We start from the raw sequence: 15908 nt of genomic DNA, 5'->3' as shown, positions 1-15908 counted from the left end.
TCACAGGCGGCCCCATGGCCGCGAGGCCTGCGAGATCGAAGACCGTACGGCGCGGCCCGCCGTCCTGACGAAGGACTAAGCCATGCGCACCAATCCCTGGATGAAGCTGACGATGGACACCTGGATCCTGGGGATGGAGGCGTCCTCGGTGATCGGCCTGCGCGCCCTGAAGATGGCCGCCGGCGGACCGGCCGCCCAGACAGAGGCGGCCCTGATGCTCAATGAGAAGATCGCCTCGACCCTGGCCCTGCAGATGCGGGCCGCGACGGGAGGCTTGGGGACCACGCCCCACGGGGCGGCGTCCAGGACGGTGGCGCACTATCGCCGCAAGGTGCGAGCCAACCGCCGCCGTTTGTCGAAGATCTAGAACGGTGAGGGCCTCCTCCCGTTGGGAGGAGGCCCTGGTCGCTTAGCGCCTGCGGACAAGACCCAGCAGGAAGAGCAGCAGGATCGCGCCGAGGGTGGCGATGACCAGGCTGCCGATGACGCCGCCGAAGTTGATCCCCATGACGCCGGCGAGGAAGCCGCCCAGCAGGGCCCCGACCACGCCCACGATGAGGTTGGTCAGCAGGCCATGACTGCGGCCCATGACCTTCTCCGCGATCCAGCCGGCCAGGATGCCGATGATGATCGCGCCGATAATTCCTACGCCGCTCATGATGTTAGCCCTCTCTGATTTCGTGACGGGGTGGAAACGCGTTGAGAGGGCCAAGGTTCAGTCGCGCTTGCAACATCGCCCGCGAGGTGAGAGGCGAGCGACATGAACAGCAACCAAGCCCTGGTCCTTGGCCTATGGCGGCGCATCCGCCGCCGCATCGCCCGAACCGGTCTGAGCCTCGACACGGTGACGGCCGGCGAAGCCGAGCTGACCACCGTCGAGGCCGACCTGCCGGCCTATCTGTGGGTCTATCGCGAGGTGCTGGGGCCATGGCTCGCCTCGGCCGCCGCGGCGAGCGACCTGGCTGACCAGCTGGTCCGCTGGCTGCATCGCCACAACCAGTTCCTCTACGCCACGGCGCAGACCCGCGCCGAGCTTGGCCAGGTCTACGCCCAGACACTGGCTGATACCGCCGAACTGCTGGCCGAGGCGCGGACCGAGCAGGAGGTTGAGGACGGCCTGCCGCAACTGCTGGCCGAACACCACCAGAGGCTGGCCCTGGCCCTGAAGGTGGCCTTCGGGGCGCGGCTTCGCGACACGGTGCAGGCTGAGTATTCCCCGGGGCTGCAGATTGCGGTGCTCGGCCTGAGTCAGGTCGAGACGCCGGTGCTGGACGTCGGCTGTGGCGCCACCGCCGCCCTGGTGGACTATCTGCGCGATGCCGGGATCGAAGGCGTCGGCATGGACCGCGACGCCCAGGCGCCGGGGGTGGTCCAGGCCGACTGGCTGACCCAGGACTATGGGCGGGGGATCTGGGGGACGGTGATCTCCCACCTCGGCTTCTCCCTGCACTTCCTGCATCACCACCTGTCGGACCACGAACTGGCCTTCGACTATGCCCGGGCCTACATGCGGATTCTTGCGTCGCTGAGGGTCGGCGGCCGGTTCGCCTACGCCCCGGCCCTGCCGTTCCTGGAGGCGGTGCTGGGAGACAACTACCGCGTCGAGAGCCGCACCTTCGACGGCTACGGCGGCGGCCTGCCCATCGAGAGTTCGACGGTGGTGACGCGGCTCGCCTAGACCGCCGCGGAGGTCATCACCGGGGCGCCGTCCAGGGTGTCTGCGATGGCGGCGAGCGCGCGCTCGATCTGGGCGCGGGAGCCTGGGCCGCCCAGGCCGATGCGGACGGCTTCCGGCGGACCGGCCACCGTGGCGAAGGCGTCGGAGACCACCACCCCCATGCCGCTGGCGCGCAGCTGGATGGCGAACTCGCCGCGCGTCCAGGCCGTGGGCAGGGTCAGCCACAGATGGAAGCCGTCAGGATGGGCGGCGAAGCTGCCGGCCGGCAGCAGGCGGGCGGCCAGGCGCTGGCGGGCGCGGGCCTCGGCGCGGATGGCGTCGCGCACCTGGTGGGCCACGCCGCTGGTGATCCAGCCGGTGGCGATGGCGGCGGTCAGGGGGGAGGCCATGGCGGCGGTGGCGCGGATCGCGGCGCGCACGCGGGCGCCCGACCGGCTGTCGGGCGCGATGAGGTAGGCGATGCGCAGGGCCGGGGAGACGTGCTTGGCCAGGCCCGCGATATGGAAGGTCAGCTCCGGCGCCAGGGCGGCCAGCGGCGGCGGGCTGTCCTGCGGCAGCAGTCCGTAGGCGTCGTCCTCGACGATGGGTACGGCATGGTCGCGGGCGATGGCGACCAGGGCCTCGCGGCGGGCCAGGGACATGGTGGCCGTCGTCGGGTTTTGCAGGGTGGGCGTGCAGCACAAGGCCTTGACCGCGTGGTCGCGGCAGGCCGCCGCGAAGGCCTCGGGCAGGACCCCTTCGGCGTCCATGGCCAGGCCGATGACGGTGAGGCGGAGCTGGGCCGCCAGGGCCTTCAGTCCCGGATAGGTCAGGGCCTCGGCGCAGATGATCTCGCCGGGCGCCGCGAGCGTACCGATCACCGCCAGCAGGGCGCTCTGGGCGCCGGGACAGACGGTGATCCGCTCAGGATCCAGACCCGGCAGGCGGTCCCGCAGCCAGAGCGCGCCGGCCTCCCGGTCGGCCAGGGCCCCGCCGGCTTCCTGGTAGCGTAGCAGCAGGTCGAGACCCGTCGCCTGGAGTTCACCCGCCTCGCGCCACATGCGGGCGGTCAGCGCGGCGTCCTCGAAATGGGGCGGCAGGTTCATGCTGAGATCCACCGGGCCCGCGCGGGGGGCGGGGGGCTCAGCGGCGCGGACATAGGTGCCCTGGCCGACCCGGCCCTCCACCAGGCCCCGGCGGCGCGCCTCGGCATAGGCGCGGCTGACGGTGGTGAAGTCGATGCCCAGATGTTGGGCCAGGGTCCGCTGCGGCGGCAGGCGCTCGCCAGGGGCCAGCCGGCCCGCCGCGAGGTCAGCGGCGATGGCCTCGGCGATCGCCAGATAGACCGGCCCCGCCGCGCGGCCGAGGTCGGGGCGCCAGCTATCGCTCATGGAGATCTCCATACACTTAGATATTGTATGGGTCATAGCGGGGGCCCGCAAGAGTTGGCTCACAGCGGTGCTTTGGTGTGACGACGCCCGCCTCTATGCATGCAATATTTATTGAGTGGAGATTGATGGCGCCCTATATTCATCTTGCGTCCTGAAGCGACGCGACCTTTGAGGGAACAAGCGACATGGACGCCAAGCGGTCGGCCGGCGAAGGCTTCAAACGGGGCCTGCAACGCCGCTGTCCCAATTGCGGCGAGGGCGCTCTGTTCCGTGGCTATCTCGCGGTGCGGTCCACCTGTGAGGCGTGCGGCCACGACAACGGCGCCTATCGCGCCGACGACGGCCCGGCCTATTTCACGATCATGCTGGTGGGCCACCTGGTGGTCGCGCCGTTGCTCTGCTTCCCGTTCATCTGGCAGGCGCCGGTGGCCTTCGTCCTGCCCTTCACCCTCTCCCTGGTGGCCGCCACCACCCTGGCGCTGCTGCCGGTGGTGAAGGGGGCCTTCATCGGGGTACAGTGGAGCGCCCGGGCGACAGCGACCCAGTAGTCGCGGCCGGGCCTGGAGACTTTGATGGCCCGACCTGTCCTGATTCTCGCAGCCCTGCTGGGCGGCGCCCTGATCGCCGCACAGGCCTCAGCGCAGGACGCGGCCACCGACGCCTCGGCCGATCGGGGCCGGGACCTGGTGCTGAAGCACTGCAGCCGCTGCCATTCCCTGGCGCCGACCGGGCCGAGTTCCGAGCCCTCCGCGCCACCGTTCCGCGACCTGCACAAGAGATATCCTGTCGAGAACCTGGGGGAGGCCCTGGCCGAAGGTATCCTGGTGGGACACCCGCAGATGCCGGAGTTCAGGTTCGGACCCGACGATGTCACCGCCGTGATCGACTACCTCAACCGCATCCAGTCGGGGACCGCCAAGCCGAACCCCTGACCCCAAAATGCGCATAACCGTTTGTTTGTCTCTCGGCGGATAGAACAGGGTTACACGGCGGAGGGAAGAATGGCGGGAAACGCAACCTCATCACGGCAATCCCTCACCCAGGCGCTGGGGAGCGTCGCCAAGGCGCAGGCGGCTGTGCAGGCGCTGGCCGACAATTTCGACGGCTGGATGCACGAGGAAGTGGCCAAGCTCGACGCTGCGCGCGAGGCCCTGCCCAGGGACGGCTACGGCATCGAGGCGGTCAGCGTGCTCTATATGCGCGCCCACGACATGAAGGGCCTGGCCCCCACCTTCGGCTATCCCCTGATCCACCAGCTGGCCGCCGGCCTCTGCGTCCTGATCGACGACGACAACCTGCCCTTTGAGTCCCGCCTGCCGCTGATCGACGACCACATCGACGCCATCCGCACCCTGGCCAGCAAGAAGGTCCGTAGCCAGGCCGACCTCTTCGGCCGCAAGCTGGTGGCCCAGCTGGAGGGCGATCTGCGCCAGCTGATGGAACAGAGAGCTTAGAGCCCTTTCGATCTGATCGCTTCAATCAGATCGGAGAGAAAAGGGCTCTAATTCAAAATGTTAGAGCACTTTTCGATCCGATAACCGTTTCACACTTATCGGAAAATGCTCAGACCGCCGCCTTCGCCCCATAGGTCTCAACCCAGCGGCGCAGGAGGTTGAGGTCGGCGAGGCCCGACTGGTTGGCGACGATCTTGCCGTCCTGGAAGACAAAGAGGGCCGGGATGCCCTTGATCCCATACCGCGCCGAGAGCTGGGGTTCGGCGTCCACGTCGATCTTCACGAAGCGGGCGCGGGGCTCCAGCTCGGCGGCGGCGCGTTCGAAGATCGGGGCCATGGCCTTGCAGGGCCCGCACCAGGCCGCCCAGAAGTCCACGATGATCGGAACGCCGCTGCCCGCCACATGCTTCTGGAACCGGGCGGTGGTGAGCGCCGCGGGATGGCCGTCGAACAGGGCCTTGTGGCACTTGCCGCACTTGCCGGCCTTGGGGTCGCGCTCGGGCGGGAGGCGGTTCACGGCGTCGCAGTGGACGCAGACGATCTGAACGGACATGGCGGCCTCCTTCGCGGCTAATGCGCGGAACCTTAGATAGGCGCCCCAGGCTCGCGCGCCATGCGCCAGGTCAAGTCGGCGCGCACAGCTGTCCGTTCCCGTCCGTCCAGGCCACCGCGTCCGAGGCGACCACCACGACGGGGGCGAAGCCGCCGCCGGGGGTGCGGAAGTTGGTGGTCTGGCCGCTGTAGAGACGGGCCGCCGTCATCAGGGTCTTGCCGGCATAGGTGTAGAGCCGCACGTCCATCTTGCGCACCTGCGCATCGCCCGCGATGCGCACCCGCCTCTCGCTGGGGGCGGCGAAGTCCTGGGCGATGTAGTCGCCCGCCGTCACCGTGGCCCAGGCGCCTCGGGTGATCTTGTCGCCGCGATAGACCGCCTTGCCCGCGTGGCCGGCGGCGGGCTTGAAGAACAGCGACTTGCGCTGCGCCCACAGGGCCTCGGCGTTGGCCGGGGTCACCAGGCGGGCGCGGGGCAGGCCCCGCAGGGCGGTGATCAGGTGGGGTGCGACGCCGAGGCGGGCCAGGGCCTCGGGGTCCGACAGCAGGGTGAGATTGCGCTTGTCGGCCAGCAGGGCGTGGTTGCGCGGATTGGGGGTCACCACCGCGCCGCCGGAGAGGTAGGCCTCCCGAAGGGCCGCGGTCTGCGGGGTTTCCAGCCCGAAGTCGCAGTGACGGTTGTAGACCAGGTCGATGGCCAGGCCGTCGGTGGTGGTGAGGCGGCCGTCGACCATCCGCAGGTCGGCGGGATCGACGATCAGGGTCTCGACCCCGCGCCGCTCCAGGAAGGCCTGGGCCAGCAGGAACTCCGGATAGAGGTACTGGCCCTGGGGGGCGTCGTCGACGATCGCCGCCAGGGCCGGCTTGCCGGTTTTGCCCTGCAGCCGCCATTCGGCCTGGAACATCGCCCAGACCGCGTCCTCGAATTCGGCCAGGGAGCGGGGCGCCGTCACCGCCGCCACCTCCGGACAGCAGGCTGCCAGGGCCTGGGCCAGGAGGGCGTTGAGGAAGGCCCCGCCGGCGTTGGTGTTGACCTCGATGAGCTTGGGCCCCTCGGGGGTCAGGTGGAAGTCGTAGCCCATCAGGGCGCCGCGCGGGCCCAGGGCGGTCCGGGCGCTCGCGGGGCCCCAGGCCAGGACGGCCGCCTGGAAGGCCGGAAGCTCCGCCACCGTCTCGATGGCGCCGGCCACCGCCTCCATGGCCGCGACCTCGTCCTGGGAGATGAAGGCCGGGCCGGTGGAGAAGAGGTGGGGGCGTTCCTGGGCCAGGGCCTGACCGGAGATCACGCCCCCGGCCGCCGCATCGACAGCGCGCCAGACGCTGGCCTCGTCGACATCGATGCAGAAACAGTCGCGATTGAGCCGATCCTGCAGGAGCCCTGGGCCCGGCGAGCAGTTCGACGTCAGGTCATCGGTCATCGGGTCGGCCGTTTCGGTCTGCGGGACTGACACTCATATGGGGGACGCAATCGGGGGCGGAAGAGCGAGCACCCTATCCCACTAGCGAGCGCCGCCCACGATCTAGATCAAGCCGCCAGGTCTGTTCCGTCCCTGCGCAGCAGGGTGTGGGTCAGGCTCCCGGCGGGCGGGGGGGCGAGAAGCGCGGCCTGCGGGCGGGCCAGGGTCAGCCAGTCCAGGCCGGCCTTGGGCGCCAGGGGGATGATCCCGCGGTCGTGGTAGGGGGCGACGTCGGGGCCAGGGCTGGCGGTGAGCATCGAGAAGCAGCCCTCCTTGACGATGCCGGCGATCCAGAACCAGTCCTGCCCCGCCATGGTGAACTGGTGCTTGTCCTTCAGCTTCACCTTCGGAGCCAGGGGCGCCGTATATTCGAAGAAGGCGTCGGCGAAGATCAGCACGCGGTCGTTGCGGCTGAAGTCGCGGCCCTCGGACTTGAAGTTGAACACCGGCTTGCCGCCCGGTCCGGGCCAGGCCCAGGGGGTCATGGAGGCGACCAGCCTGTCATCCCGCAGCCGGAAGATCGGAGCGGTGTCGCGGATCTTCACGCTGGCCTTGCCCGACAGATCGTTGGGGGTGTGGTCGTTCTCCCATTCGAACAGGGGCGGGGCGTCGAAGACGCTGGCGAACTCGGCGAGCAGCTCGTCCAGGGACTTCTTGCGCGCGTATTCGTTACACATCAGTCGACGCAGAGCCCGGGGCCCATCCTGCCCTGCACCACAGTGGTGAAGCAGCCGCAGGGGTCCGATGTGGCCTGGCACTGACCGGTGACGGCGGCGGCGGGATCGGTGGGCGCCTCGCCTTCATACAGGCAGCGGCCCTGGCAGTCGGACTTGTCGGAGCAGGTCTTGCCGGCGTCGGAATAGGCGATGACGCAGGCCGGCCGCTGCATGCGGCAGACGGGGCGGACCGTGCCGCCCTTGGCGGTGCAGGCGGCGACATCGGGACTGGCCGAGGCGACCACGGCCGGGGTTGGCGCGGGCGCGCACGAGACCATCACGAGCGCGAGGGCGGCGGCGAAGATCGACTTGAACATAGCTCGACTAGACCACGCGCGCCGACCCAGGCCAACAGCCGGAGTCGATCTGGCCCGCGCCGCCCGCCGGGATAAGGCAGGCGGCGCAGGCCAGTCAGTGTCTCGGTGTCAGGAGACGATCTCTTCGCGGATGGAGCGGCGCGCCAGCCAGAAGAGGACGGTGGCGATAACGCCCAGGAAGGCCGAGAGGATCAGCGCCCAGCGGACGCCCTCCGCCGAGCCCAGCGCCAGCGGCCCGTTGGCCAGGACGTCGGAGAGGATGCCGACGAACAACGGCCCCAGGCCCAAGCCCACCAGGTTGATGATGAAGATCAGGATCGAGGCCGAGGTGGCGCGCATCTGCGGCGGCACCAGGCTCTGGGCGCTGGCGTAGACCGGTCCGTACCAGAGCGAGCCCAGCAGGCCCGGGAGGATCAGCAGCCACAGGGCCCAGAAGGCCGAGGGCAGCAGGATGGCGGTGGCGTAGATGAACGGCGAGATCAGCGAGGCGACGGCCGGGACGCTCATATAGGCGCGGATGTCGCGCTTGGCGGCCCAGTCGGCGATGGCGCCGCCGGCCCAGGAGGAGATGATCCCCGCGGTGCCGCCCATCAGGCCGAGCGCCAGGCCCAGGAAGCCCACGGAGCCCAGGCCGAACCGGTCGGCCATCTGGGCCACTTCCTCAGCGTGGTTGCGCAGGAAGAAGGAGGCGGTGAAGGGGGCGTGGCCGTAGCCGATGAAGGCCTTCACGGCGGCGGCGAAGGCGATCAGCCAGAACACCGGCTTGCCGCGCAGGTACTTCAGGGTGGCGGCGAAGTGGCCCTTGCCCGGGGCATGGGCTGCGGCGGCCGCAGCGCTCATGGCCTTGCGCGGCTCCTTCAGGGTCAGCATGACCACGATGGTGAACACCAGGCCGGGCACACCGGCCAGCAGGAAGGCGGTGCGCCAGCCGTAGGCGTCGGCGATCAGCCCGCCCATGGCCAGGCCCAGCAGGCCCCCCAGCGGGGTGCCGATGGAGAAGAAGGCCAGGGCCGAGGCGCGTTTTTCCTTGGGCGCATAGTCGGCGATCAGGGAGTGGGCGGTGGGCGTGCAGCCCGCCTCGCCGATACCGACCCCGATACGCGCGCCCACCAGCTGGGCGAAGTTGCCGGCCTGGCCGCAAAGCACGGTGAAGCCTGACCAGACCGCCAGCGAGCCGCCGATGATCCAGACCCGGTTGAAGCTCTCGGCGAGGCGGGCGATCGGCAGGCCCAGCACCGTATAGAAGACGGCGAAGGCCAGGCCGGTCATCAGGCCCAGCTGCCAGTCGGCGAGGCCCAGGTCGTTCTTGATCGGCTCAGCCAGGATCGTGACGATCTGCCGGTCGAGGAAGTTGAGCGTGTAGACCAACATCAGGATGACGAGGGCGTAACGGCGGTAGGCGTCGGAGACCAGGGGAACGGCGGGACCCGTGCCGTCGGAGATGCTGGCGCCGATAGGGGCCGGGGCGGAAGCCTCGGTCATGATGGGGGTTTCCTCGGATGGCTTTTGATTGTTGGCGACACTAGACGGCGCCCGAGCGCTCACGCCAATAGCGGCTGCGTGATTTTAGCGGAGGTAAGTCATGGAATTGCTGATCGGAACCCGCAGGTGGTCCAGCTGGTCGCTGCGGCCATGGCTGGCCCTCAAGCGGACCGGAACGCCGTTCACCGAAACCCTGATCGCGCTGCGCCAGGAGAACAACGCCACCTATGAGGCGATCCGCCCGGTCTCCAGGTCCGGCCTGGTGCCCGCCTTGAAGGACGGAGAGCTGGTGGTCTGGGACTCACTGGCCATCTGCGAGTACCTGGCCGAGGGGTTTCCGGCCGCCAAGCTGTGGCCAGACGACCCGGTCGCCCGCGCCATGGGCCGTTCGGCGTCCGCCGAGATGCACTCCGGATTCCAGGCTCTGCGGCAGGAATGCCCCATGGCCATCGACCTAGAGCCGCGCCAGGCCGACCTCTCCGAGGCGACAGCCAGGAACGTCGCCCGCATCACCGAACTCTGGAACGAGCTGCTCGGCAGGTTCGGCGGCCCGTACCTGCTGGGCGACTGGTCCATCGCCGACGCCTTCTACGCCCCGGTCGCCAGCCGCTTCCGCACCTACGGGATCAAGCCGACGGGCGCGGCCGGCGCCTATGTGGCCACGATCCTGGAGACGCCGGAGTTCCTGGAATGGGAAGCCGCGGCGCGCGCCGAACAGTCCTGACTCAGAGAGTTAAGTGCTCAGGTCGCGTGGGGGCGGATGGTGAAGCCCACCACCTCGGCGTCCTCTGACAGGGCGGCCGCCAGGCCCTCTGTGCTCAGCGCCCTGTGGGTCTGGACGGTGGTCTCGAAAGACGCAACCTCCTGGTCGGCTGAGATGGCCACCTTCGAGGCGTGCGCGCCGTGCGCCTTGAGGGTGTCTCGGAACCATGCCTCGCCCAGGGCTGACCCTCGCCGGTAGCGGATTGTGATATCGACATAGGCGCGCTGGGGGAGCCGGCTCTCGGTGACGGTGACAGCGGCCAGCACCAGCAGGGTGACGACGGTGCCGCCGACGGCCAGACCATAGAAGCCGATGCCGTAAAGGGTGCCGATCGCCGAGGTGATCCACAGCGAGGCCGCGGTGGTCAGGCCGCGGATCGTCATCCCCTCGCGGAAGATCACGCCGGCCCCGAGGAAACCGATGCCGGTGAGGATGCCATGAGCCATCCGGACCGGGTCGATCCGGATGATTTCGCTGGGGGTGTCACTGAGCCAACGGACCTGGTGGACAGCCGCCAGCATCAGCAGGCCAGAGGCCAGGGACACCAGGATGTGGGTGCGGAACCCCGCCGGCGCGCCCCGGTACTGGCGTTCCAGCCCGATCAGGGCGCCGGCGACCACCGATCCCACGACGGGCCACACGAAGTCCGGGTCAAACCAGTCCATTTCACCTCCGACATTCCGGAGTGCGAACGCGCAGCTGGCGCGCCGGTTCGTCCGTGATCAGAGCAACATCGCGTGCTCGACCCGCGGGGCGGTTGCGCGAACGCGTGTCTAGGCGAAGGCGGCCCAGGTCAACAAACCGGCGATGACGGTGCAGAGGCACATGTTCACCAGCATGCGCATCATCCCGCGCTCATGCTCGTTGGCGATGCCGAGTCGGTCGCAGACGCCGTTGGCGGGCGACATCAGGATTTTCAGCAGTTTCATGAGGTTGGAGTCCGGAGGAGTTCGGGGAGTTCGCCGCGGGAGGTGGCCATGCCCAGTTGCAGGCTCTCGGCGATCATCGCGGCCTTGGCCATGAACAGGTCCGCCGCCGCCGCAGGGCACACCTCCTGCGCGGTCTCGGAAAAGAGGGTCAGCCACCGGGTGAAGTGGCGGCGATCCAGGTCGGGTATGCGGACATGAGCCTGCATCGGCGAGCCCTTGAAACGCCCGGTGGCCAGCAGCACCGATGACCAGAAGTCGCACAGCTTGGCGAGGTGCTCGTCCCATCCGTCGCCGATGACGCGGTTGAAGATGGGGCCGAGCTCCGGATCAAGGCGGGCCTTGGCGTAGAAGGCGTGCACCAGGTCGGCGATCATCGGCTCGGTGGCACCGGCCGCCGCGCCCGGTCCCTCGCGAGGGGTCATGAGGCCGGTCCGTTGGCGTGAAGAGCCAGGGCCTCCTCGACGGTCACGAGCAGGGTGTCGGTCAAGAGCGGCTTCTCCACGATCGGAACCCCGGCGGCGGCGGCCTCGGTGCGGACGTCCCTCGAGGGTTGGGTGGTGACGAGGATGGCCGGCAGGTCGACGTGCCGCCGCCTGAGCTCCTGGACGAGTTGCAGCCCGTTTATGTCCGGGAGCGCCTGTTCGAGGACCAGGCACCCGGTCATGGGGCTCTCGGCCCGTTGGAAGAGGGCCTTGCCGTTCTCGTGGACCTCGACAGTGTGGCCGTCGATTTCCAGCGAGAACTTCAGCGCGGCGCGCACCGCCTCATCGTCATCGACGATGAACACCGTGCCCTCTTGAGAAGAAGGGATCACCGGAGGCCTCGTTACGCAGCGGTTTTCCAGGTGGGCTGCAACTCGATGTGCGGCGGGCACGGCGCCACGGCGCCTTGCGGCAGGTTGGCCAGTTGGTTGGCGAAGCCGTGGTTGACGTCACGGTGGTGGGCCTCGTCGGCCCTCACAACCTCGACGACATCGCGCAGCGTCGCATCATCGGCCAGACCCCAGTAGCGCTTGGCGAGCTCGGGGGCGGCCACGTTGGGCGACCGGCCCTCGTCGATCTCGGCCAGGTAGTGGGTGTAGCTGATCACCGCCTCTTCCTCGAAGTAGCCGACGACGCGGTGCGCGGTCTTGGCCGACACCAGGTAGAGGCCGAAGAAGCAGAGGTAGAAGACCCACTGCACGGCCACCACGACGAAGCGCTCGAAGGCCGTCGGCTTGGCCACCTCGATGAAGGTCATCAGGTGCATCCGCTCGTTCTCGGCCTCGTCCATCAGGGTCTTGATCCAGCCGTTGTCGTCGCACATACGGCGCAGGCACTTCAGGTGGTTCAGGGTGGCGCCGACCATGCCGGGCACGGCGGCCACGGTTTCCAGCACGATGGCCCGGTGGCCGTAGCGCTTGGCGAAGAAGGTGTCGGCGCAGAAACGCAGCAGCTTGGTGAAGCCGAACGCCACCCGGTCAGAGACACCCTTGGGGGTGTGGTGGATCGAGAGATCGACAAGCGGCGCGGTCATGGGAAACTCCTTGGGCTTACCAGCGGGGTGTACCCAAGGGGGGGAGACGGCGACATTCGGGGCTTTCCCCTACGCAGTTCTCCGGAGGTGGGGTTTTGGGAGGCCTGATCCTGACCGGGACCGCACCGGCCTGGCCGCCGACGGCCGCGCCCAGGTCAAGGGCGACACCATCAACCAGGCCTGAGCGCCTCGGTCAGGATCCGCTCGAGGACCTCCGCCATCGCCGCCTGGCCGGAAGGCTCCGCGAGAAGGTCCTGGCGCACCTCCAGCTCCAGATAGTCCAGGCCGCGAGGGTCGGCGTGCAGGGGGACCGTGTTGTCGGTCTCGTCCATGCGATAGGGTTCGTTGTCGCCGGCGGCGTCGCCCAGCTCCCGCTGAAGGAGGGCCAGCACCCGGCTCGAGAAGGCGGAGTCGTCGCGGTGCAGGACTCCCATGCGCCAGGGCCGCACGTGGCCCTGCATGACCGGGGTGAAGCTGTGCAGGGAGACCAGGATCGTTGGCCGGTCCGCCCGGCGGTCCAGCTCGGCGGCGATGGCGTCCTGATAGGGCTGGTAGATCTCCGCCCGCCGCCCGGCCATGGTCTGGGCGTCCAGGCCGAGATTGCCGGGGATGGTCACCCCGTCGCTGACCTCGGGCATGGCGGCCGGCGCGCCGGGCCTGCGGTTGCAGTCGATCACCAGGCGCGAATAGGTCTGGCGGATGAAGCAGGCGTCCAGGCGCTCGGCGAGCCGGTCCCCCAGGCCGCCGATCCCGATGTCCCAGGCGATGTGGCTGTCCATGTCGGCGGCTGTCAGGCCCAGGCCGCCCAGACGCTTCGGGATCGCCCGCCCGGCATGGTCGCCGATGAGCAGCAGCGGGCAGGCTCCGCCCGGATTGGTGACATGCACCGGGGACGGATCGTCGCGGTGCAAGATTCGTTTAGAACTTGGCGACAAATCGGCCTCACGCTCACCCAATGCCGATCCTTTCGATCCGCCACGTCACCCGCTACCGCTACCGCACTCCGGTGGCGCTGGGCGAGCACCGCATGATGCTGCGGCCGCGCGAGAGCTATGACCAGCGCATCCTGTCCTGCGACCTGACCATCACGCCCACACCGGAACGCATGCGTTCGGTGCACGACGTGTTCGGCAACTGCGTCAGCATCGCGGGCTTCACCGGCCGCACAGAGGAGCTGATCTTCGACAGTCGGGTTCGTCTGGACCACACGCCCCTCCCGGCCTTCGCCGACGTCGAGGGGGAGGTGGAGGTCTATACCGGGGCCATGCCCTTCGACTACAGCCCCGAGGACCTGCCCGATCTCGAGCAGTCCATGCAGCGGCACTATCCCGACCCCGAGGGCCTGATCGACGCCTGGGCCCGGCGGTTTGTGAAGCCGGTGGGGAAGACCAGCCTGCAGACCCTGCTCAGCGACATGACCCAGGCCATCTATGCGGAGTTCAAGTACAATTCCCGCCTGGCGCGCGGCATCCAGGATCCCCTTGAAACCCTGGCCCTCCGCAGCGGGACCTGCCGCGACTACGCCATCCTGATGATCGAGGCGGCCCGCAGCCTCGGCCTCGCGGCCCGGTTCGTCTCCGGCTACATCTACAGTCCCATGGTGGGTGCGGGCCTCAGCCGCGCCAGCGCCGGGCATACCCACGCCTGGGTGCGGGTCTACCTGCCAGCCTGTGGCTGGGTGGAGTTCGATCCCACCAACGGCATCGTCGGCAACGCCGATCTGGTGCGCGTCGCGATAGCCCGCGATCCCCGCCAGGCGGTGCCGCTGCACGGAAGCTGGTCAGGTCAGGCCGCGGACTATCTCGGCATGGAGGTCGAGGTTGATGTCCGCGACGAAGGAGAGCTCGATGTGCAACCTATGCCGTTCCGAGCCATTGGCGCGGAAGGCTAACGACGACCCAGGGAACTGATGCGCATTCAGACGGGCTTTGAGATCATCTACGACTGCCCGGCACCGGTCCCGATGCTGCTGATGCTGAGCGTCCACCCGACGCGGCGGCACGACCTGGAAACCCCCGATTGGCTGCGCACCGACCCGATGCTGGACGTGCGCCAGTACCTGGACGGATGGGGCAATATCTGCAGCCGGGTCCTGGCGCCCGCGGGCCGCCTGACCCTGTCGGCCGACTTCATCATCGCCGACAACGGCCAGCCCGACGTGATCTCGCCCCTCGCGCCGCAGGCCCGGGTGGAGGACCTGCCGGACGAGGTGCTGATCTTCCTGCTGGGCAGCCGCTATTGCGAGACCGACCGGCTGAGCGACATCGCCTGGTCGATGTTCCAGCACACCGAGCCGGGCTGGCCCCGCGTCCAGGCCATCGTCGACTGGGTGCACAACCACATCAAGTTCGGCTACGAGCACGCCCGGCCGACCATGACCGCTTTCGAGGCCTATTGCGAAGGCCGCGGCGTCTGCCGCGACTATGCCCATCTGGCGGTCGCTTTCTGCCGCTGCATGAACATCCCGGCGCGATACTGCACGGGCTATCTGGGCGACATCGGCGTGCCCGTCGTGGGCGAAATGGACTTCAGCGCCTGGTTCGAAGTCTATCTGGGCGGGCAGTGGCACGCCTTCGACGCCCGCAACAACATGCCCCGCATCGGCCGGGTGCTGATCGCGCGGGGCCGTGACGCCACCGACGTGGCCATCGCCAACACCTTCGGGACCGCGATCCTCAGCAGCTTCAAGGTCGTCAGCTACGACCTGCCGGACTAGCTTGACGGCGAGGTTGAACTTCTGTGGCCTCGCTACGGATGCTCGAAGGGTGGACGCGCGTGGTCACAGTTCTCTCAAGCCTGGCCTTCAATCGAGACCCCGACGCCGCGATGGCGGCGGCCCACGGCGGACCTGTCTTCGTTGTCGATGACGGACGGCCGACTTACGTATTGCTGAGCATCGACCACTATCAGGAATTGTCGGCGCGCACTGTCAGTCTCGCGGATGCGCTCGCCCAGGCGACGGACTTTGACTTTGAACCTATGATGCTTCGCGACTTCTCATCAGGCCTGCCGATTTAGGCTGAGGCGGGCGGCCAAGAGCGCGGCTCCCGTCCCTAACCGCCGTAGGACCGGGACCCGCCGCCGAATCCGCCGCGGGAGATGATGGAGCTGCGGCTCTGGACGCGGGTGGGGGCGTTGGCCCGGGGGGCGTCGAAGCTGTCGGAATTCACCCGCGTGCGGCCGGTGAGGTAGTCGCGTGACACCGGATAGCCCGAACCGCCCGTGAAGCCGCCGTTGCGGTCGCGATACATCGGCGCGCCGCGATAACCGCCGAGGTTGTTCATGGCCTGGCCGATAATGAAGCCGGTGAGCAGGGGGGTGAAGAAGCTGCCGCCGCCCTGGCTGGAGCGGGGCACGCACTGGTCGACGCCGTAGCGTTCCTCGCAGCTCTTCTGGTCCCCGAACTTGGGCGCGTTCTCGGCGCTGTCCTTCTGGGCCTGGGCCAGGGCGGTGGAGCACTGCTCGGCGGTGAAGCTGCCGGACGCGGTGCAGTCGGCCAGCGAGGTGAAGCTGGAGGCCTCCACGGTTCGGCCCGAGCTTGCCGCGGGGGGATCGCCCCACTGGGTGGCGGGGGGCGCGCTGTCGCAGGCGGAGATCGAGATGGCCGATCCGGCCATCAGGCTGGTGAGGGTGACGGCGCCGGAGCGCTTGCGGGGGCGGGGATCGGACATGGGC

General features: G+C 68.8%; 23 protein-coding genes. 9 read left to right on the top strand and 14 right to left on the bottom strand.

Annotated features, from left to right (window positions below; translation table 11 throughout):
• The first annotated feature begins 82 nt into the window (after positions 1 to 82).
• Complete coding sequence (locus tag Q8N10_RS07965; protein WP_304782321.1) at positions 83 to 367, top strand: hypothetical protein; 285 nt, start codon at positions 83 to 85, stop codon at positions 365 to 367.
• Between the two features lie 42 nt (positions 368 to 409).
• Here the strand turns inward: Q8N10_RS07965 and Q8N10_RS07960 are convergent, their stop codons facing one another.
• On the bottom strand, positions 410 to 658 hold the full coding sequence (locus tag Q8N10_RS07960) for a GlsB/YeaQ/YmgE family stress response membrane protein (protein ID WP_304782323.1): 249 nt from the start codon (positions 656 to 658) through the stop codon (positions 410 to 412).
• A gap of 102 nt (positions 659 to 760) precedes the next feature.
• Between Q8N10_RS07960 and Q8N10_RS07955 the strand changes: the two genes are divergently transcribed.
• Entirely contained in the window at positions 761 to 1678 is a 918-nt protein-coding gene (locus Q8N10_RS07955) for a hypothetical protein (RefSeq protein WP_304782326.1), read from the top strand.
• On the opposite strand, the gene Q8N10_RS07950 is transcribed toward Q8N10_RS07955, so the two are convergent.
• Positions 1675 to 3048 (bottom strand): PLP-dependent aminotransferase family protein, encoded by a 1374-nt coding sequence (locus Q8N10_RS07950; protein WP_304782329.1) that lies wholly within the window; start codon positions 3046 to 3048, stop codon positions 1675 to 1677. The two genes, Q8N10_RS07955 and Q8N10_RS07950, sit on opposite strands and share 4 nt — an antisense overlap.
• 185 nt (positions 3049 to 3233) lie before the next feature.
• Between Q8N10_RS07950 and Q8N10_RS07945 the strand changes: the two genes are divergently transcribed.
• From Q8N10_RS07945 to Q8N10_RS07935, 3 genes are all read left to right on the top strand, one after another.
• Positions 3234 to 3596: a DUF983 domain-containing protein gene (locus Q8N10_RS07945; protein ID WP_304782331.1), complete on the top strand. Its 363-nt coding sequence runs from the start codon at positions 3234 to 3236 to the stop codon at positions 3594 to 3596.
• A 24-nt stretch (positions 3597 to 3620) separates the two neighbouring features.
• The gene (locus Q8N10_RS07940; protein WP_304782333.1) at positions 3621 to 3980 is read left to right on the top strand and encodes a cytochrome c; all 360 of its coding nucleotides are present in this window, start codon (positions 3621 to 3623) and stop codon (positions 3978 to 3980) included.
• Between the two features lie 69 nt (positions 3981 to 4049).
• Entirely contained in the window at positions 4050 to 4502 is a 453-nt protein-coding gene (locus Q8N10_RS07935; protein ID WP_304782335.1) for an Hpt domain-containing protein, read from the top strand.
• 109 nt (positions 4503 to 4611) lie between these two features.
• Here the strand turns inward: Q8N10_RS07935 and trxC are convergent, their stop codons facing one another.
• The 5 genes from trxC to Q8N10_RS07910 all read right to left on the bottom strand — a co-directional run bounded on the left by trxC (position 4612) and on the right by Q8N10_RS07910 (position 9026).
• On the bottom strand, positions 4612 to 5055 hold the full coding sequence (trxC, locus tag Q8N10_RS07930; protein ID WP_304782337.1) for a thioredoxin TrxC: 444 nt from the start codon (positions 5053 to 5055) through the stop codon (positions 4612 to 4614).
• Between the two features lie 70 nt (positions 5056 to 5125).
• The gene (locus Q8N10_RS07925) at positions 5126 to 6472 is read right to left on the bottom strand and encodes a hypothetical protein (protein ID WP_304782339.1); all 1347 of its coding nucleotides are present in this window, start codon (positions 6470 to 6472) and stop codon (positions 5126 to 5128) included.
• Between the two features lie 107 nt (positions 6473 to 6579).
• A complete protein-coding gene (locus Q8N10_RS07920) occupies positions 6580 to 7188 on the bottom strand; it encodes an SOS response-associated peptidase family protein (RefSeq protein WP_304782341.1) in 609 nt (202 codons plus the stop codon).
• A complete protein-coding gene (locus Q8N10_RS07915; protein ID WP_304782344.1) occupies positions 7188 to 7544 on the bottom strand; it encodes a hypothetical protein in 357 nt (118 codons plus the stop codon). The genes Q8N10_RS07920 and Q8N10_RS07915 overlap by 1 nt, the downstream gene beginning before the upstream one ends.
• Positions 7545 to 7652: 108 nt before the next feature.
• Positions 7653 to 9026 carry an MFS transporter gene (locus Q8N10_RS07910; RefSeq protein WP_304782347.1) on the bottom strand — a complete coding sequence of 458 codons (1374 nt, stop codon included), beginning with the start codon at positions 9024 to 9026 and terminating at the stop codon, positions 7653 to 7655.
• A gap of 100 nt (positions 9027 to 9126) precedes the next feature.
• Between Q8N10_RS07910 and Q8N10_RS07905 the strand changes: the two genes are divergently transcribed.
• Positions 9127 to 9750, top strand: a complete 624-nt coding sequence (locus Q8N10_RS07905) for a glutathione S-transferase family protein (RefSeq protein ID WP_304782349.1) — start codon at positions 9127 to 9129, stop codon at positions 9748 to 9750.
• Positions 9751 to 9767: 17 nt separating this feature from the next.
• On the opposite strand, the gene Q8N10_RS07900 is transcribed toward Q8N10_RS07905, so the two are convergent.
• The 6 genes from Q8N10_RS07900 to Q8N10_RS07875 form a co-directional block, all read right to left on the bottom strand.
• Complete coding sequence (locus Q8N10_RS07900; protein ID WP_304782352.1) at positions 9768 to 10454, bottom strand: MgtC/SapB family protein; 687 nt, start codon at positions 10452 to 10454, stop codon at positions 9768 to 9770.
• A gap of 108 nt (positions 10455 to 10562) precedes the next feature.
• Positions 10563 to 10718, bottom strand: a complete 156-nt coding sequence (locus tag Q8N10_RS07895; protein WP_304782355.1) for a hypothetical protein — start codon at positions 10716 to 10718, stop codon at positions 10563 to 10565.
• Positions 10715 to 11140, bottom strand: a complete 426-nt coding sequence (locus Q8N10_RS07890; RefSeq protein ID WP_304782358.1) for a group III truncated hemoglobin — start codon at positions 11138 to 11140, stop codon at positions 10715 to 10717. Before Q8N10_RS07890 ends, Q8N10_RS07895 begins: the two co-directional genes overlap by 4 nt.
• Positions 11137 to 11505 (bottom strand): response regulator transcription factor, encoded by a 369-nt coding sequence (locus Q8N10_RS07885; protein WP_304782360.1) that lies wholly within the window; start codon positions 11503 to 11505, stop codon positions 11137 to 11139. Before Q8N10_RS07885 ends, Q8N10_RS07890 begins: the two co-directional genes overlap by 4 nt.
• A 38-nt stretch (positions 11506 to 11543) precedes the next feature.
• Positions 11544 to 12233: an alternative oxidase gene (locus tag Q8N10_RS07880; RefSeq protein ID WP_304782363.1), complete on the bottom strand. Its 690-nt coding sequence runs from the start codon at positions 12231 to 12233 to the stop codon at positions 11544 to 11546.
• A 170-nt stretch (positions 12234 to 12403) separates the two neighbouring features.
• Entirely contained in the window at positions 12404 to 13144 is a 741-nt protein-coding gene (locus Q8N10_RS07875; RefSeq protein ID WP_304782366.1) for an N-formylglutamate amidohydrolase, read from the bottom strand.
• A gap of 44 nt (positions 13145 to 13188) precedes the next feature.
• Here Q8N10_RS07875 and Q8N10_RS07870 point away from each other — a divergent pair, with 44 nt between their 5' ends.
• Genes Q8N10_RS07870 through Q8N10_RS07860 form a run of 3 tightly spaced genes read left to right on the top strand, consistent with a single transcriptional unit; the run spans position 13189 to position 15251 of the window.
• Complete coding sequence (locus Q8N10_RS07870; protein WP_304782368.1) at positions 13189 to 14124, top strand: transglutaminase family protein; 936 nt, start codon at positions 13189 to 13191, stop codon at positions 14122 to 14124.
• 18 nt (positions 14125 to 14142) lie between these two features.
• Entirely contained in the window at positions 14143 to 14949 is an 807-nt protein-coding gene (locus Q8N10_RS07865; protein WP_304782371.1) for a transglutaminase family protein, read from the top strand.
• Positions 14950 to 15008: 59 nt separating this feature from the next.
• Positions 15009 to 15251: a type II toxin-antitoxin system prevent-host-death family antitoxin gene (locus tag Q8N10_RS07860; RefSeq protein ID WP_304782375.1), complete on the top strand. Its 243-nt coding sequence runs from the start codon at positions 15009 to 15011 to the stop codon at positions 15249 to 15251.
• 35 nt (positions 15252 to 15286) lie between these two features.
• On the opposite strand, the gene Q8N10_RS07855 is transcribed toward Q8N10_RS07860, so the two are convergent.
• On the bottom strand, positions 15287 to 15904 hold the full coding sequence (locus tag Q8N10_RS07855) for a DUF1190 domain-containing protein (RefSeq protein ID WP_304782378.1): 618 nt from the start codon (positions 15902 to 15904) through the stop codon (positions 15287 to 15289).
• Positions 15905 to 15908 lie beyond the last annotated feature (4 nt).

Source organism: Phenylobacterium sp., from assembly GCF_030693625.1.
Classification (GTDB): domain Bacteria; phylum Pseudomonadota; class Alphaproteobacteria; order Caulobacterales; family Caulobacteraceae; genus Phenylobacterium; species Phenylobacterium ferrooxidans.
The sequence above is the reverse complement of the archived record's forward strand: the minus strand, read 5'-3'. Positions and strand labels throughout refer to the sequence as shown.

What these genes read in the sequence shown, in the direction of transcription:
- Q8N10_RS07965 (WP_304782321.1), top strand. Translation starts at nt 83, where the DNA reads ATGCGCACCAATCCCTGGATGAAGCTGACGATGGACACCTGGATCCTG.
- Q8N10_RS07960 (WP_304782323.1), bottom strand. Translation starts at nt 658, where the DNA reads ATGAGCGGCGTAGGAATTATCGGCGCGATCATCATCGGCATCCTGGCC.
- Q8N10_RS07955 (WP_304782326.1), top strand. Translation starts at nt 761, where the DNA reads ATGAACAGCAACCAAGCCCTGGTCCTTGGCCTATGGCGGCGCATCCGC.
- Q8N10_RS07950 (WP_304782329.1), bottom strand. Translation starts at nt 3,048, where the DNA reads ATGAGCGATAGCTGGCGCCCCGACCTCGGCCGCGCGGCGGGGCCGGTC.
- Q8N10_RS07945 (WP_304782331.1), top strand. Translation starts at nt 3,234, where the DNA reads ATGGACGCCAAGCGGTCGGCCGGCGAAGGCTTCAAACGGGGCCTGCAA.
- Q8N10_RS07940 (WP_304782333.1), top strand. Translation starts at nt 3,621, where the DNA reads ATGGCCCGACCTGTCCTGATTCTCGCAGCCCTGCTGGGCGGCGCCCTG.
- Q8N10_RS07935 (WP_304782335.1), top strand. Translation starts at nt 4,050, where the DNA reads ATGGCGGGAAACGCAACCTCATCACGGCAATCCCTCACCCAGGCGCTG.
- trxC (WP_304782337.1), bottom strand. Translation starts at nt 5,055, where the DNA reads ATGTCCGTTCAGATCGTCTGCGTCCACTGCGACGCCGTGAACCGCCTC.
- Q8N10_RS07925 (WP_304782339.1), bottom strand. Translation starts at nt 6,472, where the DNA reads ATGACCGATGACCTGACGTCGAACTGCTCGCCGGGCCCAGGGCTCCTG.
- Q8N10_RS07920 (WP_304782341.1), bottom strand. Translation starts at nt 7,188, where the DNA reads ATGTGTAACGAATACGCGCGCAAGAAGTCCCTGGACGAGCTGCTCGCC.
- Q8N10_RS07915 (WP_304782344.1), bottom strand. Translation starts at nt 7,544, where the DNA reads ATGTTCAAGTCGATCTTCGCCGCCGCCCTCGCGCTCGTGATGGTCTCG.
- Q8N10_RS07910 (WP_304782347.1), bottom strand. Translation starts at nt 9,026, where the DNA reads ATGACCGAGGCTTCCGCCCCGGCCCCTATCGGCGCCAGCATCTCCGAC.
- Q8N10_RS07905 (WP_304782349.1), top strand. Translation starts at nt 9,127, where the DNA reads ATGGAATTGCTGATCGGAACCCGCAGGTGGTCCAGCTGGTCGCTGCGG.
- Q8N10_RS07900 (WP_304782352.1), bottom strand. Translation starts at nt 10,454, where the DNA reads ATGGACTGGTTTGACCCGGACTTCGTGTGGCCCGTCGTGGGATCGGTG.
- Q8N10_RS07895 (WP_304782355.1), bottom strand. Translation starts at nt 10,718, where the DNA reads ATGAAACTGCTGAAAATCCTGATGTCGCCCGCCAACGGCGTCTGCGAC.
- Q8N10_RS07890 (WP_304782358.1), bottom strand. Translation starts at nt 11,140, where the DNA reads ATGACCCCTCGCGAGGGACCGGGCGCGGCGGCCGGTGCCACCGAGCCG.
- Q8N10_RS07880 (WP_304782363.1), bottom strand. Translation starts at nt 12,233, where the DNA reads ATGACCGCGCCGCTTGTCGATCTCTCGATCCACCACACCCCCAAGGGT.
- Q8N10_RS07870 (WP_304782368.1), top strand. Translation starts at nt 13,189, where the DNA reads ATGCCGATCCTTTCGATCCGCCACGTCACCCGCTACCGCTACCGCACT.
- Q8N10_RS07865 (WP_304782371.1), top strand. Translation starts at nt 14,143, where the DNA reads ATGCGCATTCAGACGGGCTTTGAGATCATCTACGACTGCCCGGCACCG.
- Q8N10_RS07855 (WP_304782378.1), bottom strand. Translation starts at nt 15,904, where the DNA reads ATGTCCGATCCCCGCCCCCGCAAGCGCTCCGGCGCCGTCACCCTCACC.